The sequence below is a fragment of the Sphingomonas sp. LaA6.9 genome, assembly GCF_022601895.1.
GTDB lineage: Bacteria > Pseudomonadota > Alphaproteobacteria > Sphingomonadales > Sphingomonadaceae > Sphingobium_A.
Genome location: NZ_JAKVIO010000044.1, coordinates 1 through 16,963, shown reverse-complemented (window position 1 = coordinate 16,963; position 16,963 = coordinate 1). Strand labels below are relative to the sequence as shown.

The following is a 16,963-nucleotide window of genomic DNA, read 5'->3' as shown; positions in this document are numbered from 1 at the left end:
TCTGACACCGATTGTCGGTCGATCAGGCCGTGCTGGTAGGCTTGAAAGCCTTACCGCGCGGGCCGGACCCCCGAGGTTTGTGCTTCCATCATGAGCCGGTCCTGGGCCATCGGATCGTGGCCAAGGATTTCACCCTTGAAGATCCAGACCTTGATACCGCACACGCCATAGGCGGTGTGGGCTTCGGCCTCCGCATAGTCGACATTCGCGCGCAGCGTGTGCAGCGGCACACGGCCTTCGCGATACCATTCGACGCGCGCGATCTCGGCGCCGCCAAGACGGCCGCCGCAGGTGATCCGGATGCCTTCGGCACCCAGACGCAGCGCCGACTGCACCGCGCGCTTCATCGCACGGCGGAATGCCACGCGGCGCTCGAGCTGGTCGGCAACCGACTGTGCGACGAGCTTCGAGTCGATCTCGGGCTTGCGGATCTCGACGATGTTCAGCGAAACGTCGCTCGAGGTCATCGCGGCCAGCTTCTTGCGAAGCTTCTCGATGTCCGCGCCCTTCTTGCCGATGATCACGCCCGGGCGTGCGGCATAGATGGAGACGCGGCACAGCTTGGCCGGACGCTCGATCACCACCTTCGAAATCGCTGCCTGCGGCAGCTCCTTCATGATGAACTTGCGGATCTTCAGATCCTCAAGAAGGAGGCGACCATAGTCGGCGCCTTCTGCGAACCAGCGGCTGTCCCAGGTGCGGTTGATCTGGAGACGGAGCCCGATCGGATTGCTCTTGTGACCCATTATGCTTCTTCCTGCTCACGGACCACGATGCGCACGCGGCTGAAGGGCTTCTCGATGCGCGTCGAACGGCCGCGCGCACGGGCGGCGAAACGCTTCATCGTGATGCTCTTGCCAACGCTCGCTTCGGCGACGACCAGTGCGTCGACGTCGAGGTTGTGGTTGTTCTCGGCATTGGCGATCGCGCTTGCGAGCACCTTGCGGACGTCGACGGCCATCGCCTTCTTCGAGAAGGCGAGGATGTTCAGTGCTTCGCCGACCTTCTTGTTGCGGATCAGCGCCGCAACGAGGTTCAGCTTCTGCGCCGAGCCACGCACATTGGTGTTGACCGCGAGCGCTTCCTTCTCGCCGACCTTGCGGGGGGCTGCCTGCTTGCTCATTAGCGCTTACCCTTCTTGTCGGCAGCGTGACCCGGGAAATACCGGGTCGGCGCGAACTCGCCGAGCTTCATACCGACCATATCCTCGTTCACCGAGACGGGAACGAACTTGCGGCCGTTGTAGACGTTGAAGGTCAGGCCAACGAACTGCGGCAGGATGGTGGAGCGACGCGACCAGGTCTTGATCGGCGCACGGCCACCCGATTCCTGTGCGGTCTCGGCCTTCTTCAGGAGGTGCAGGTCGACGAACGGACCTTTCCAGACGGAACGGGCCATGGCTTACCTCTTCTTCTTCGCGTGACGCGAACGGATGATCATCTTGTCCGTCGCCTTGTTGTGACGGGTGCGCGCACCCTTGGTCGGCTTGCCCCAGGGCGTGACCGGATGACGGCCGCCCGAGGTCCGGCCTTCACCACCGCCGTGCGGGTGGTCGACCGGGTTCTTCGCGACGCCGCGGGTCAGCGGGCGCTTGCCCAGCCAACGGTTGCGGCCCGCCTTGGCGAGGTTCTGGTTCGAGTTGTCGGGGTTCGAAACCGCGCCAACCGTACCCATGCACTCGCCGCGAATGTAGCGCTGTTCGCCCGAGTTGAGGCGGACGATCACGAGACCGCGATCGCGGCCGACGACCTGCACATAGGTGCCTGCCGAACGTGCAATCTGGCCGCCCTTGCCCGGCTTCATCTCCACATTGTGGACGATGGTGCCGACGGGCATCTGACCCAGCTCCATGGCGTTGCCCGGCTTCACGTCGGTCTTCTTGCCGGCGACGACGGTGTCGCCGACGCCAAGACGCTGCGGCGCCAGGATGTAGGCCAGCTCGCCGTCCTGATACTTGACCAGGGCGATGAACGCGGTGCGGTTGGGGTCGTACTCGATCCGCTCGACGGTCGCGGGCTGATCCCACTTGCGACGCTTGAAGTCGATGATGCGGTACTTCTGCTTGTGGCCGCCGGCGATGCCGCGCGACGTCACATGCCCCTTATTGTTGCGGCCACCGGTCTTGGTCTTGCCTTCGGTCAGCGCCTTGACGGGCCGACCCTTGAAGAGACCCGAACGGTCGACGAGGATCAGGCCGCGGCGGGCCGGGCTCGTCGGGTTATACTGCTTGAGTGCCATCGTTCGCGCCTCAAATACCGGTGGTGACGTCGATGGACTGGCCGTCGGCCAGCGTCACGATCGCCTTCTTCACGTCGGAGCGCGTGTAGGGCTTGCCCTTCCAGCGCTTCGTCTTGCCCTTCTGGACCAGCGTGTTCACGCCGGTGACCTTGACGTCGAAGAGCGCCTCGACCGCAGCCTTGATCTGCGGCTTGGTCGCGGTGCCCGCAACCTTGAACACAACCGCGTTGTGCTCGGAAAGCAGCGTCGACTTTTCGGTGATGTGCGGTGCGACCACGACGTCATAATGACGGTTGTCGATCGCGGCTGCCTGTTTCTTAGCCATTGAAGCGGGCCTCCAGCTTTTCGACAGCGGCGCGGGTCAGCACCAGCGTGTCATGCTTCAGGATGTCGTAGACATTCGCGCCGATCGCCGGGAGCACGTTGATCGCGTGCAGGTTGGCGGAAGCGAGCGCGAAGCTCTGCTCGACGGTATCACCGTCGATGACGAGCGCGGTCTTGCCGAAGCCCAGCTTCGCCAGATCGGCGGCCAGAGCCTTGGTCTTGCCGTCCTTCACCGCCAGGCTTTCCATGACGATGAGATTGCCAGCCTTGGCCTTCGACGACAGCGCCATCTTGAGCCCGAGCGTACGGACCTTCTTGTTCAGCGACGGATTGAAGTCGCGAACGCGGGCACCGTGAGCCTTACCACCGCCGATGAAGACGGGAGCGCGGCGATCGCCGTGACGAGCCGTACCGCCGCCCTTCTGGCGACCGAACTTCTTGCCGGTGCGTGCGACATCCGAACGCTCGCGGGTGCCACGGGCGGTGCCGCGACGCTTCTCGAGCTGCCAGGTGACGACGCGGTGCAGAATGTCTGCGCGCGGCTCAAGGCCGAAGATCTCGTCGTTGAGATCGATATCGCCCTTGCCCTTGGCGTCGAGGGTCTGAACCTTGACCTTCATGATCAGCCCTCCTGGCCTTCGACGGCTTCAACCGGAGCCTCGGCTTCAGCCGGGGTATCCGCGGGAGCGGCGTCATTGTTGGAATTGGCGGCCTGCTTCAGGCCGGCGGGATAGGGAGCGTCGGCATGGCGCGGAACCTTGACCGCGTCCTTGACGAACAGCCAGGCGCCCTTGGAACCGGGAACCGAACCCTTGACGAACAGAAGGCCGCGCTCGACGTCGGTCTGGACGATCTCGAGGTTCTGCTGCGTGCGCTGACGGTCGCCCATATGGCCGGCCATCTTCTTGTTCTTGAACACGCGACCCGGATCCTGACGGTTACCCGTCGAACCGTGCGCACGGTGCGAGATCGACACGCCGTGCGTGGCGCGCATGCCTCCGAAGCCCCAGCGCTTCATCGCGCCCGCAAAACCCTTACCCTGGGTCTGGCCGGCGATGTCGACGAGCTGGCCGGGGACGAAATGGTCCGCCGAGATATACGCGCCGACTTCGAGCAGCGCGTCTTCGGCAACGCGGAATTCCATCACGCGCGCCTTGGGCTCGACCTGCGCCTTGGCGAAATGGCCCCGGACAGGCTTGGAAATATTTTTCGCTTTTGCGGAGCCCGCGCCCAGCTGGACGGCCACATAGCCATCGCGGTCCGCTTCGCGGCGCGCGACAACCTGGCAATCTTCCAGCGACAGGACGGTGACAGGCACGTGCTTGCCGTCGTCCTTGAACAGGCGGGTCATCCCCATTTTCTTAGCGATCACGCCAGTGCGCATGATCCATGCTCCTTATACAGAGGCCCGCGGAACCATTTCCGGGGGCGTGTCAGCCCAATAATGTGATGCGCGCCCCGCCTGGGCTGATCCCCTTTCGGGGAGAGCGGGGGACGCAGACCGCAGCAAGGCTGCGCGGTATCCCTTATCTGCTGGCTCAGGCCAGCTTGATCTCTACGTTCACACCCGCTGCAAGGTCGAGCTTCATCAGCGCGTCGACGGTCTGCGGCGTGGGCTGCACGATGTCGAGCATGCGCTTGTAGGTGCGGACCTCGAACTGCTCCCGCGACTTCTTGTCGATGTGCGGGCCGCGGTTCACGGTGAACTTCTCAATGCGCGTCGGAAGAGGGATCGGACCGCGAATAAGGGCGCCGGTGCGGCGCGCCGTGTCGGCGATGTCGCCAGTTGCCTGATCAAGCACACGATGATCGAACGCCTTCAGGCGAATGCGGATATTCTGCGTTTCCATGTCCACTACCGATGCGAAAGAGCCAAACCCCGCCCGAAAGCGGGGTGAAAACTGTTTTTACTAAAAGGCGAGCCGCCCGATTCCCGTAGAGAGAATCGGGCGGCTGCGGGCCCTATATTACTTTGTGATCGTTCCGACAACCCCTGCGCCGACGGTACGACCGCCTTCACGGATTGCGAAGCGAAGACCCTGGTCCATCGCGATCGGTGCGATGAGCTTGACGTTCAGGGTCACGTTGTCGCCGGGCATCACCATCTCGGTGCCCTCGGGGAGGATGACCTCGCCGGTGACGTCGGTGGTGCGGAAGTAGAACTGCGGACGATAGTTCGCGAAGAACGGCGTGTGACGGCCGCCCTCTTCCTTCGACAGCACGTACACTTCGGCCGAGAAATCGGTGTGCGGCGTGATCGTGCCGGGCTTGGCCAGAACCTGACCACGCTCGACTTCTTCACGGCCGACGCCGCGGATCAGCGCGCCGATGTTGTCGCCTGCACGACCTTCGTCGAGCAGCTTGCGGAACATTTCAACGCCGGTGACGGTCGTCTTCTTGGTGTCCTTGATGCCGACGATCTCGACTTCTTCGCCAACCTTGACGATGCCGGTCTCGACGCGGCCGGTCACAACCGTACCACGGCCCGAGATCGAGAACACGTCTTCGATCGGCATCAGGAAGGGCTTGTCGACCGGACGCTCGGGCTGCGGAATGTAGGCGTCAACCTGCTTCATCAGTTCGAGAACGGCGTCGTGGCCGATCGTCTTGTTCGAATCTTCGAGGGCAGCAAGAGCCGAACCCTTGACGATCGGAATATCGTCGCCCGGGAAGTCGTACGACGACAGCAGCTCGCGAATTTCGAGCTCGACGAGCTCGAGAAGCTCTTCGTCATCGACCTGGTCGACCTTGTTCATGAACACGACAAGCGCGGGAACGCCGACCTGACGGGCGAGCAGGATGTGCTCGCGGGTCTGGGGCATCGGGCCGTCAGCAGCCGAGACGACGAGGATCGCGCCGTCCATCTGCGCCGCACCGGTGATCATGTTCTTCACATAGTCAGCGTGGCCGGGGCAATCGACGTGCGCATAGTGGCGAGCTTCGGTCTCGTACTCGACGTGCGCGGTCGAGATGGTGATGCCGCGCTCACGCTCTTCGGGAGCCTTGTCGATGTTGGCATAGTCGACGAAGGTTGCGCCGCCGGTTTCAGCGAGGACCTTCGTGATCGCCGCGGTGAGCGACGTCTTGCCATGGTCGACGTGACCGATGGTGCCGATGTTGCAGTGCGGTTTGGTCCGCTCAAACTTAGCTTTCGCCATTTATCTAACCCTCGTCTTTCTGTCCCAAGCTCAATTGGCTCAATTTAAAATCAGGCGAGCTTCGCCTTTACTTCCTCGGCGACGTTCGCCGGGACCTCGTCGTAATGCGAGAACTGCATGGTGTATTGCGCACGCCCCTGCGTGAACGAGCGGAGCTGGTTCACATAGCCGAACATGTTGGCCAGGGGAACGAGTGCTTCAACCACCTGCGCGTTGCCGCGGCTGTCGGTGCCCTGAATCTGCCCGCGACGGGAGTTCATGTCACCGATAACATCGCCCAGATAATCCTCGGGCGTCACAACCTCAACCTTCATGATCGGCTCGAGCAGCTTGATGCCCGATTTCTGTGCCGCTTCGCGCATCGCGCCACGGGCACAGATTTCGAACGCCAGCGCCGACGAATCGACGTCGTGGTAGGCACCGTCGGTCAGGTGCACTTCGAAGTCGATGATCGGGAAGCCGATCAGCGAACCCGTCTCGGCGGTCTCGCGCATGCCCTTCTCGACCGAGGGGATATATTCCTTGGGAATATTGCCGCCCTTGATCTCGTCGAAGAACTGGAAGCCCGAACCACGCTCGCCGGGGATCACGGTCACCTTGACGCGGCCGAACTGGCCCGAGCCGCCCGACTGCTTCTTGTGCGTGTAGTCGATGTCGACCTTCTTGGCGAGATATTCGCGATACGCCACCTGCGGCGCGCCAACATTGGCCTCGACCTTGAACTCGCGCTTCATGCGATCGACGATGATCTCGAGGTGGAGTTCGCCCATCCCCTTGATGATCGTCTGGCCGCTCTCGGCGTCCGAAGACACGCGGAACGACGGATCCTCGCGCGCGAGACGGTTGAGCGCGACGCCCATCTTCTCCTGGTCGGCCTTGGTCTTGGGCTCAACCGAAAGCTCGATAACGGGCTCGGGGAACTCCATGCGCTCAAGGATGATCGGAGCATTCGCCGCACACAGCGTGTCGCCGGTCGTCGTATCCTTCAGGCCCGCCAGAGCGACGATGTCGCCGGCATAGGCTTCCTGAATGTCTTCGCGGCTGTTCGCATGCATCAGCAGCATGCGGCCAACCTTTTCCTTCTTGTCCTTCACCGAATTGGTGACGGTCGAAGCGGCTTCGAGCTTGCCCGAATAGATGCGGGCGAACGTCAGCGTGCCGACGAACGGATCGTTCATGATCTTGAACGCCAGCGCCGAGAACGGCGCATTGTCGTCCGAGGGACGCTCGTCCGGGGTCTCACCGTCGAGCTTGACACCCTTGATCGCGGGAACGTCGAGCGGCGAAGGCAGATAGTCGACCACGGCGTCGAGCAGCGGCTGAACGCCCTTGTTCTTGAACGCAGAGCCGCAAACCACCGGCACGAACGCCATGCCGAGCGTACCCTTGCGGATCAGCTTCTTCAGGTCGGCGACGCTCGGCTCATTGCCTTCGAGATACGCTTCCATCAGGGCGTCGTCCAACTCGACGGCCATTTCGATCAGGTCGCTGCGATACTTGGCGGCCTTCTCGGCCATGTCCTCGGGGATGTCCTGATATTCGAACTTCGCGCCCAGGCTCTCTTCGAGCCAGATGATCGCGCGGTTCTCGACCAGGTCGACCAGGCCCTTGAAGCCGCCTTCGATGCCGATCGGCAGATACAGCACGGCCGGACGCGCGCCCAAGCGCTCGATGATCGAGTTGACGCAGAAGTAGAAATCCGCGCCCGTGCGATCGAGCTTGTTGACGAAGCACATGCGCGGCACACCGTACTTGTCGGCCTGGCGCCAGACGGTCTCGGACTGCGGCTCGACGCCGGCCACGCCGTCGAAGCATGCCACGGCACCGTCGAGCACGCGCAGCGAACGCTCGACTTCAATCGTGAAGTCGACGTGGCCGGGGGTGTCGATGATGTTGATCAGGTGCTCTTCGCCCTTGCCATCTTCGGCGCGCCACTTGCACGTCGTCGCAGCGGACGTGATCGTGATCCCGCGCTCCTGCTCCTGCTCCATCCAGTCCATCGTCGCGGTGCCTTCGTGCACTTCGCCGATCTTGTAGGACTTGCCGGTGTAGTAAAGAATGCGCTCGGTCGTCGTGGTCTTGCCGGCGTCGATGTGCGCCATGATACCGATATTACGGTAGCGTTCGAGCGGATGGCTGCGGGCCATTGTCATAAACTCCAGAGCCGGGGCGCGGCCCCGGCGTTCAAATTACCAGCGATAGTGCGAGAAAGCGCGGTTGGCTTCGGCCATGCGATGCGTGTCTTCACGCTTCTTGACCGCGTTGCCGCGATTGTTCGCCGCATCGAGCAGCTCGCCCGAAAGGCGTGCCGACATCGTGTTCTCCGAACGCGAACGTGCAGCGGAGATCAGCCAGCGAATGGCGAGCGCCTGGGCACGTTCGGGGCGGACCTCGACGGGAACCTGATAGGTCGCACCACCGACGCGGCGGCTGCGGACCTCGATGCCCGGCTTCACATTGTTGAGCGCGTCATGGAAAACGCCGATCGGATCCTTCTTGGCCTTCGCCTCGACGGTTTCGAGTGCACCATAGACGATGCCTTCGGCGACGGCCTTCTTGCCGTCCAGCATGACGCTGTTCATGAATTTCGAAAGAACCTGATCACCGAAACGGGGGTCAGGCAGGATTTCCCGCTTCTCGGGACGACGACGACGAGCCATATCAGCTAAACCTTCTTACTTGGGACGCTTCGCGCCGTACTTCGAACGGCTCTGCTTGCGATCCTTGACGCCCTGCGTGTCGAGCACGCCGCGGAGAACGTGGTAGCGAACGCCGGGAAGGTCGCGAACGCGGCCGCCACGGATCAGCACAACCGAGTGCTCCTGAAGGTTGTGACCTTCACCGGGGATGTAGGTGATGACTTCGCGCTGGTTGGTCAGGCGAACCTTGGCCACCTTGCGAAGCGCCGAGTTCGGCTTTTTCGGGGTCGTCGTGTACACGCGGGTGCAAACGCCGCGTTTTTGCGGGTTCGCTTCCATAGCAGGGACCTTCGACTTGGCCTTCTGCGGGTCCCGACCCTTGCGGATCAGCTGATTGATCGTTGGCATGAAGCCTTCACCTTCTAAGTTACTTTGCCAAAGCCTATGACATTCAAAATGCAAAAAGGACCCCGGGCGCCAAACCGGCCCCCCAGGCCTTTACTCGCTTCAGCAATGTTCAAGCTCTATGTCTTGCCCTGCAAAAGGACAGCGTCTGGACGGCGAATCCACCACCAGCCCGCAAGGCAGGGGCGGCCTATAGCGATGGAGTCGGATGCGGTCAACATGCGCGGTGCGCAGCTTTTGGCCACAGTGTCACGACGCGGGCATCACCCCTGCGCCAAACCCCTGTCCTCGATCGTCCGGGCATCGCCGTCGCTGTCGATTTCGGCCGCCAGCGCGCGCTCCTCGCGCGCCTGCGCCGGGTGGATCGGCGCGAACCGCAGCACCGCGAATCCCGCCAGCGCCGAAACGACCGAACCAAGCAATACGCCGATCTTTGCCTCTTCCACCAGTCGCGGGTCTCCCGGAAAGGCGAGCGCGCCGATGAACAGGCTCATGGTGAAGCCGATTCCGCACAGCATTGCGACGCCATAGATCTGCAGCCAGGTCGCACCGCGCAACCCGGACGCGATGCCCAGCCTGACCGAAATCCAGATGCTGCCGAAGATGCCGATCTGCTTGCCAAGGAACAGGCCCGCGGCGATTCCGATCGGCAGCGGCGCGAAGACCTGCGCCAGCCCGATGCCCTGAAGCGACACACCCGCATTGGCCAATCCGAATAGCGGCACGATGAGGTAGGCCACCCAGGGGTGCAACGCATGTTCGAGCCGGTGCAGCGGCGATTCCACGGAGTCGGGCGCGCCCGGCGTCTTGACAACCGGAATCATCAGCGCGGCGAGCACGCCCGCGATCGTCGCATGGACGCCCGAAAGCAGCACGGCATACCAGAGCAGCGCAAAGCCGATCAGATAGGGGAGCAGCGCTCGCACGCCGAGCCGGTTCATCGCGTACATCGCGCCGAGCACGACCCCTGCGGCGGTCACCGCCACGGCCTTTATACTTGCGGTATAGGCAAGCGCGATGATCACCACCGCGCCCATATCGTCGACGATGGCAACGGTGGTGAGAAACAGCTTCAGCGATGTCGGCGCCCGCGAGCCCAGCAGCGCGAGCACGCCAATCGCGAACGCGATGTCGGTCGCGGCCGGGATGGCCCAGCCATTGCGCAACATGGGATCGCCACCGGCGAACAGCAAATAGATGATCGCCGGAACCAGCATTCCCGTCGCCGCGGCAATCACGGGCAGCCGGCGCTGCTTCCAGCTTGCAAGCCGACCATCGACGAACTCGCGCTTGATCTCCAGCCCGACGAGCAGGAAGAACACCGCCATCAGACCGTCATTGATCCACAGATGTGGCGTCATCGGCCCGAGCTTCTCGCTCAGCACCAGCCCGGTCTCGGCGTGCAGCAGATGATGGTAGAGATCATGAAAAGGCCCGTTGGCCAGGATCATCGCGAGCGCAGCAGCCGCCATCAGGACGACGCCGCCGGCGGCTTCGCTGTGGAGAAAATCGCGTAGCGCCGAGCGCGTGCCTTGCCGTTCAACCATCATGCTTCCCTTCACGACCTCTCTAGGGAACGACGCACGGCCGGTTCAAGGAAAACAGGATCAGCGCACGGTAAAGATCAGACTGTCGACGACCTTGCCTCCGGCGTCATGCAGCATCAACCGGTGCGCGCCCGGTCCCGCAAGAACCAGGGGCTTCTTGTCCGCAGGCCCCAGATCGCGGCGATCGAGCGTCAGCCTGTGTCCGACCAACTCTCCGGCAACGAGCACCGCCATGCGCTGGCGCTCCAGGGGAATGTCGGGATCGATCGCGTAGACGCTTCCCGCGACCGGGCTGGTGATGCGCGGCCGGCGCGCGGCCGGAGGCGCGGCGCCGATCACCGCCTGCCCCGTCCCGGCAATGAAATATTCGGTTCGTGGTGGCTCAATGCCGTCCGCAAAGGCGATCTGTCGCCGCTCGATCTCCGCCGGCGCGCGCGGCGCCCTGCCGGGGTGATCGATATGGAGCGCGCGCATCACGTCGCGCCAGACGGGTGCGGCGCCGCTGGTGCCCGAAACCGCGTGCATCGAATCGCCTTCCAGATTCCCGATCCAGACCGCGACGGTGTAGCGGTCTGAAAAGCCGACGCACCAGTTATCGCGCATCGCCTTGGACGTCCCCGTCTTCACCGCGGCCCAGAACGGCAATCGCAGCGCGCTGTCGAGACCGAAGGCGCGCGCGCGCGCATCAGGATCGGCGAGCATGTCTGCCACGATCCAGCTTGCCTGCGGGCCAAAGACGCCGCGCGGCGCGGCGCGTTTGTCATCGTCCCGGATTCGCAGCGGCGACCAGCGGCCGCCCCGCGCCAGCGCGCGGTAGGCGCCCGCTTGCTCGATCAAGGTGACCTCGGCCGAACCGAGCGCGAGCGAGAAGCCGTAATATTGGCCATCCTCGGTAAGTCCGCGATACCCCGCATCCCATAACCGGTCGCGAAAGGCATCGACCCCCGTCAGCACCAGCGTGCGTACCGCGGGCACGTTGAGCGAACCCGCGAGTGCGCTGCGGACCGAAACGGGGCCCTTGAAGTCGCGATCGTAATTTTGCGGCACGTAAAGGCCCGAGGCGGTGTCGAGCTGGACGGGGCTGTCGTCGAGGATAGAGGCGGGCGTCAGATAGCCTCGATCGATCGCTTGCGCATAGAGGAACGGCTTGAGCGTCGATCCCGCCTGCCGATAGCTGCCCGCACCATCGACCTGCGCCGCGGTCGAGGCGCCCCCGACGCCTCCGACATAAGCGAGCACATCGCCGCTTTCATTGTCGACCACTACCACCGCGCCATCCCGTGCGCGATCACTGCCCAGCCCCCGCAACTGCCGCGTAAGTGCTGTTATCGCGATGCGCTGGGTACGCGCATCGAGCGTCGTCTTCACCTTCATGCCCGGTGCGGTCAGCAGCTTCTGCGAAAGATGTGGCGCAAGCCCGGGATCCAGCGCGAGCTGGCGCGTCGGGCCAAGCATCTCCGAGGCGCCAGCACGCAACGCGGGGCAATCGGCGGGTTGGCCAAGAGCGCAGGCACGTCGCGCAAGCTCCTGCGGCCCCGCGCGCGGATCGGGGAGCAGCGCGGTTAGCAACAATGCGTCGATGCGGCCGAGCGCATCGGGGGTCTTGCCGAACAGCGAGAGCGCCGCCGCGCCGATCCCCTGCGCCTCGCCGCGATAGCCCGCCAGATTGAGATAGGCCTCAAGAATCTCGTCCTTGGACCAGTGATCCTCGAGCACCATCGCCGCGCGCATCTGCCGCGCCTTGTCGCGCCATCCGCGCGCGCCGGGCGCGGCAAGATCGGGCGCGAGGAATGCCGCCACCTGCATCGAGAGCGTACTCGCACCACGCGCGCGTCTGCCTTCGCTGCGGTCGCGGAGCGAACCGAAAACCGCAAGCCAGTCGACGCCTTGATGATCCTCGAACCTCTTGTCCTCGGCCGCGACCAGCGTTGTCCGCACGACCGTCGCGATCTGGTCGAGCGGGGTCCAGGCCAGCCGCCGCGCTTCGAAATTGACGCGGATGCTGTCGATCAGCGCCCCGTTGCGATCGTAAAGCCAAGCCTCGCTCGGCTGCCATCGTTCCCTTGTCATCGCATAGGACGGCAAGGGCGGCGGCAGCGTCAGGAACCACAGCGCAGTGAACGCAAGGAAGGCAAGCGCGGCGGCAACCAGCCCGCCCCTTGCCTTCCAGTTCAGTGGCGGTTTCACCTCAGCGCCACCTCCATGGGCGCATTGGGCACCGCGGCGCGGATATCGGGCGAATAGAGCGCCTCGACCCTGGTCGGTGGCAGCGAGAAACGGCCGACGCCGTTCAATCGCACCGCATAGGAGACGGTGAAGCGTCCGCGCGGCACCCATTCGAAATAGCCGCGCCAGGCTTCCTTGCCGCGCTCGACATAGCTTGGCTGGACGCCCTCGCCACCCGAGGCGCCCGCTTCTGCGAGCAGCCCCGATTGCCCGCCGAGATTGCCCACCACCGTCGCACCCGGTGGCAGCGGATCATTGACCACGACCCAATTGCGATCCGCGCTGGCGTCGACCGTGATCGTCACCTTGAGCACATCGTCGCGCGTCAGCCGCCCCTTCACCTTCTGCTGGATGGGCGCCACCGTCTTCGTCATGCGATAGCCCGCGAACAGCGACCGGGTCAGCGGCACTGCGGCGCGCACCGAGACGAGCGCCCATGGCCCCGCGCCGCCTGCCTGCTTCAGCACCAGCGGCGACCGCGCGGCCGGAAGCCTCAACATCAGCGGCGGCGCGTCGACCGTTTGCGGCCAGCTTCGGCTGAGCACCTGCCCGCCGAGCGTCACGGTCGTCGTGCCCGCAATCGCGCTCGCCGGATAGGCCTGCGCGAATTTCCGGACCGCGATCGCGCCCCAGGCATTGGCGGTTGTCGTATCCCAGCGTCCGCGCTGCTGGCGCATGGCAGTGGCCGCCATCAGTCTTGGCCCTTCGTCCTGCCACCCCGGCTTGCCAATGGTGGCGACGAGCACCCGCATCGCCATCTCGTCTTCGGACGACATGAGCCACCAGGGCGCGCTGTCGCCGTCGGAAAAGTCGATGCGCGTGCCCTCATAGACGAAACGCCGGCGTAGCGCCTGTTCCGCGGCAGTGCGGAGCTGCGCCCGATCGGGCAGTCCCGCGATCCTGTCGATCGCGACCAGCCAGTCTGCGAGCATGTTGGTGGGCATATCCTGCGGGGCGAGGCCGATCTGGCCCAGCATCTCGGGCGTCGCCACGCCGTTGCGTGCAAGGGCGGCGACCGCGGCGATGCGGTTCAATCGCGCATCGCCCGACCATGCCGTCTCGCGCTTCAGCCGCCCGTCGATCACCGCCTGGAGCGCGGCGACCATGCGCGCCTTCGCGCCCTCGGGGATCGCCCAGCCCGCCTCGGCAGTGAGCGAAAGCACATAGGCCGTCAGCACCTCGGAACCCTGCAACTGCTCCATCGGGAAGTAACGGACCAATCCGTCACTATCGAGATAGGCAGGGATCTCGCCCGAAAGCCGCCCCCAAGCCCCCTGATCGCCCAGCACGACCGCGCGCGACAATTGCTGTTCGAAACAGCCATAGGGGTATCGCGCCATATAGTCGCGAACCCCGGCCATCGGCGGCGCCAGCGTGTCTGAAAGACGGACGTCGATACCGCCAAGCCCCGGCAGCGCGCCCGCGGGCGCCATCACGGGAACCTGTGTCCCCGCCGGGTTGACCCGCAGCAGAGTCGCCGCCCATGTCTCGACCGGCACCCCGGGAACGACATCCTGCATTGCGGTCACACGGTCGATCGCCTTCCCGTCCGCGGCGCGCGCCTCGACGGTCCATTCGAGCCTGTTGACACCCGCGGGCGCGGGGAGGTTCCATGTCACCGGCGCGGCGCGGCCCGGCGGCAGCGTCACCGTCAGCGGCTTGCCCGTTGCGATCGCAGGGTTGAGCTTTACCGTCGCGGTCACCGTCATCGTGCGGTCGGATGCGTTGCGCAGCGTGAAGCTGGCGCCGTAGAAATCTCCCGTGCGCACAAGCGGCGGGAGCCCCGGGAAGATCGACAGATCCTGCGAGGTCCGGACCGAGATATCGCCCGTCCCGAACCGTGACGTGCCGTCGGTCGCTACCGCGACAAGCCTGAACGATGACAGCGAATCCGAGAGCGCCACCGGTATTTTCGCGTGCCCCTGCGCATCCAGCTTCACGCGCCCCTTCCACAACAGCACCGGCCGGAAGTCCTCGCGGTTGAGCGCCGAGAGGTCGCCGCCTCCGCCGCCGCCCGCCTCGACCGCCTTCTTGCCATAGTGCCGCTTGCCCACGACCTGCGTCTGCGCGGTCGAGGTGAGCACCGACAAGGGCCGCTCGCCCATCATCGCGTCGATCACATCCCAGCTCGGGTTGGGCGAAAGCTGGAGCAGCGCCTCATCGACCGCGGCAAAGGCGATCTCCGCAGACGCAGCGGGCTTGCCGCCCGGCTCCGTGACCGCGACATCGACATTGGCGGTATCGCGCACCGAATATTTCGCCTTGTCGGTCTTCACCGCAACGCCCAGACGGTGCGTTTCCCAGCCCACCGAAACCTTGGCGATACCCAGCCGGTAGCTCGGCTTCGCCAGATCGACGAGCGCGGTGGGCTTGGCGACGTCGCGCGCGAAGAAGGGCAGGTTCCAGCGCCGCGCGAAATCCGCGAGCCACAATCTGAACCCGCCCACGCGCCCGCGCACCGTCATCACCGAGACATAGACGTCGGGCGCATAGGCGCCGGGCATCTTCACCTCGACGACGGGGTCCTTGCCCGACAGCTGCGTCACGAAGCTCGACAGCACGCCCTCGCGCTCGACGGTCACCAGCGCGGTCGCCTCGCGGAAGGGCATGCGCACCTGGAAGCGCGCGGTGTCGCCGGCCTTGTATTCCTTCTGCTCGGGGATGACGTCCATCCGGTCGCCATTGTCGCCGCCGAACCACCAGTCGTCCTCGCCCGCCAGCCATACCGACGTCGTTGCGCGCGCGACGTTTCCATCGTCATCATCTGCGGTCGCCACCGCATAGACCTCGCCCGAAACGCCGGGGTCGAGCGCACATTCGGCAAGCCCCTGATCGTCAGTCGAGGCCGAGCAGCTGGCGTCGATCTTCGTCGTGCGCGCCTGATTGTCATAGGCGTAGAAGCCACCGATCAGCCGCCGCCGCGCGGTCAGTATCTGGCGACTGTAAAGGTCGACCCTGATCCGCTTGCCCTTGATCGGCCGACCTTCGGTGTCGATCGCAACGAGCTTCAGGCGAAGATCGTCCTCCTTCATCATCCAGCCGTCGGTCTTGATGCCGATGCGGACCGCGGAAGGATAAAGCGGGATCGTCCGCGTCGCGGTCAGGATCTCGCCATTGGCGTCCTCATAATCCATCTCGACCGTTATGTCGGTGAGGCCATCGAACGTAGCAGGGATATCGATCGTCGCCTTGGCGGTGCCCTCGCCACTTAGCGTGACAGGCATGGTCTGTGCCGGCGGCAGTGGTGTGTCGATCTCCTCGCCATCGCCGTTGAGCGGCATGGTGCCTTCCTTGATCGGGCGCCCGCCGAAACTCCAGCCTTCCCAGCCCTTGGGAACCGAATAGCCCTCCGAGAAGGCGGTCCGCAGCCGCACGGGCAGCCCGCCCGCGCCCCCGCCCGAGAGATAGCCCACGAAAAGGTCGAGCGGCAGCTGCTTCGGCCGGATCGCAGCCTCTTTGGGACCGCTGATCGTCGCCTTCATCGTCGGGAGTCGGAACTCGTCGACCTTGACCGATTGCTCGGTCCAGATCGTCTTGTCCCCGTTCACCACCGAGATGCTGTAGTCGCCCATTGGCGCGCCTTTGGGCGCGGTCCAGATCGTTTCGCCGATACCGTCGCCGCCGATCGTCAGCGGCAGCTCGAACTCAGTGCCCGACCCGCTGTGGCTGAGCTTCAAGGTGCCCGTGAAGCCCCCCGCGAAGCGGAAGCCCTCGGCCACCGGCGAACGCATGATGTGCTTCATGTTCACTGTCTCGCCCTGACGGATCAGCGTGCGATCGAAAATCGTATGAAAGATGTTGCTGCTTTCGCTCCAGCCAAAAGGCAGGTCGAAATCATAAGGGCGGATGCCCTTGCCCCAGTCGGTCAGCGTAAAGCTGAAATCGTCGCCCTTGCGCGCCGAGACCATCAGCGGATGCGGGCTGTTGGTGCCCTCGCAACTACCATAGGTTTCGGGTTCGGGCAGGCCGGTCACGCCAAGCTGCCCGCCCGGGCCGCTTTTCCCTTCGGCGAGCACGCGTCCGGTACAGCTGTCGGTCACGCGCACATCGGCACCCGCAACCGCCTTGCCGCTGTCCAGTGCGGTGACCCATACAAGCGAACGTCCGCGTCCCCATTTGAAATGCACGCTCATATTGGTGACGAGCGCGCCGGCGGTCACATAGCGCGGCTCGTTGCGGCCAAGCAGCGCGGCGCCGAGCCGCGGGCTCGCGAACTCCACTACATAGAATCCCGGTTTGGCCAGCGGCACGCCGACCACCTCGAAATCCTTGCCCTTGCCCGGCAGACCGATCTTCAGCGGACTACCCTTGCCCGCAATCAGCGCCTTGGTTCCGGTATAATTGACCGTCACGTCCTCGCCGCCCCGCTTCTCGGTGCGAAAGTCGTTCTCGCTGGCCTCGTCGATATCGCGCAGCCATCTGGCGA

At 64.5% G+C, this 16,963-nt stretch carries 15 protein-coding genes; all 15 read right to left on the bottom strand.

The window, feature by feature from the left end:
* Nucleotides 1-50: 50 nt before the first annotated feature.
* A complete protein-coding gene (gene rpsC, locus MKI88_RS17775) occupies nt 51-746 on the bottom strand; it encodes a 30S ribosomal protein S3 (RefSeq protein WP_241632889.1) in 696 nt (231 codons plus the stop codon).
* A complete protein-coding gene (rplV, locus tag MKI88_RS17770; protein ID WP_241632888.1) occupies nt 746-1,123 on the bottom strand; it encodes a 50S ribosomal protein L22 in 378 nt (125 codons plus the stop codon). Before rplV ends, rpsC begins: the two co-directional genes overlap by 1 nt.
* Nucleotides 1,123-1,398 carry a 30S ribosomal protein S19 gene (gene rpsS, locus MKI88_RS17765; protein WP_119765392.1) on the bottom strand — a complete coding sequence of 92 codons (276 nt, stop codon included), beginning with the start codon at nt 1,396-1,398 and terminating at the stop codon, nt 1,123-1,125. The genes rplV and rpsS overlap by 1 nt, the downstream gene beginning before the upstream one ends.
* A gap of 3 nt (nt 1,399-1,401) precedes the next feature.
* The gene (gene rplB / locus MKI88_RS17760) at nt 1,402-2,238 is read right to left on the bottom strand and encodes a 50S ribosomal protein L2 (RefSeq protein WP_241632887.1); all 837 of its coding nucleotides are present in this window, start codon (nt 2,236-2,238) and stop codon (nt 1,402-1,404) included.
* Nucleotides 2,239-2,248: 10 nt separating this feature from the next.
* Nucleotides 2,249-2,563 (bottom strand): 50S ribosomal protein L23, encoded by a 315-nt coding sequence (locus tag MKI88_RS17755; protein ID WP_119765396.1) that lies wholly within the window; start codon nt 2,561-2,563, stop codon nt 2,249-2,251.
* Nucleotides 2,556-3,182, bottom strand: coding sequence for a 50S ribosomal protein L4 (gene rplD, locus MKI88_RS17750; protein ID WP_241632886.1), 627 nt, complete (start codon nt 3,180-3,182; stop codon nt 2,556-2,558). Before rplD ends, MKI88_RS17755 begins: the two co-directional genes overlap by 8 nt.
* Nucleotides 3,183-3,184: 2 nt before the next feature.
* Nucleotides 3,185-3,946 (bottom strand): 50S ribosomal protein L3, encoded by a 762-nt coding sequence (gene rplC, locus MKI88_RS17745; protein WP_241632885.1) that lies wholly within the window; start codon nt 3,944-3,946, stop codon nt 3,185-3,187.
* 154 nt (nt 3,947-4,100) lie between these two features.
* On the bottom strand, nt 4,101-4,412 hold the full coding sequence (gene rpsJ, locus MKI88_RS17740) for a 30S ribosomal protein S10 (RefSeq protein ID WP_014077880.1): 312 nt from the start codon (nt 4,410-4,412) through the stop codon (nt 4,101-4,103).
* 117 nt (nt 4,413-4,529) lie between these two features.
* Nucleotides 4,530-5,720 carry an elongation factor Tu gene (tuf, locus tag MKI88_RS17735; RefSeq protein ID WP_241632884.1) on the bottom strand — a complete coding sequence of 397 codons (1,191 nt, stop codon included), beginning with the start codon at nt 5,718-5,720 and terminating at the stop codon, nt 4,530-4,532.
* Nucleotides 5,721-5,770: 50 nt separating this feature from the next.
* Complete coding sequence (gene fusA, locus MKI88_RS17730) at nt 5,771-7,867, bottom strand: elongation factor G (protein ID WP_241632883.1); 2,097 nt, start codon at nt 7,865-7,867, stop codon at nt 5,771-5,773.
* Nucleotides 7,868-7,909: 42 nt separating this feature from the next.
* Entirely contained in the window at nt 7,910-8,380 is a 471-nt protein-coding gene (gene rpsG, locus MKI88_RS17725; protein WP_241632882.1) for a 30S ribosomal protein S7, read from the bottom strand.
* 15 nt (nt 8,381-8,395) lie between these two features.
* Nucleotides 8,396-8,767 (bottom strand): 30S ribosomal protein S12, encoded by a 372-nt coding sequence (gene rpsL / locus MKI88_RS17720; protein WP_119765406.1) that lies wholly within the window; start codon nt 8,765-8,767, stop codon nt 8,396-8,398.
* A 260-nt stretch (nt 8,768-9,027) separates the two neighbouring features.
* A complete protein-coding gene (gene nhaA, locus MKI88_RS17715) occupies nt 9,028-10,311 on the bottom strand; it encodes a Na+/H+ antiporter NhaA (RefSeq protein WP_241632910.1) in 1,284 nt (427 codons plus the stop codon).
* Nucleotides 10,312-10,371: 60 nt separating this feature from the next.
* Nucleotides 10,372-12,498, bottom strand: coding sequence for a penicillin-binding protein 1C (pbpC, locus tag MKI88_RS17710; protein WP_407073382.1), 2,127 nt, complete (start codon nt 12,496-12,498; stop codon nt 10,372-10,374).
* The coding region (locus MKI88_RS17705; RefSeq protein ID WP_241632881.1) for an alpha-2-macroglobulin at nt 12,495-16,963 on the bottom strand (4,469 nt) is incomplete at its 5' end. The genes MKI88_RS17705 and pbpC, both read right to left, overlap by 4 nt.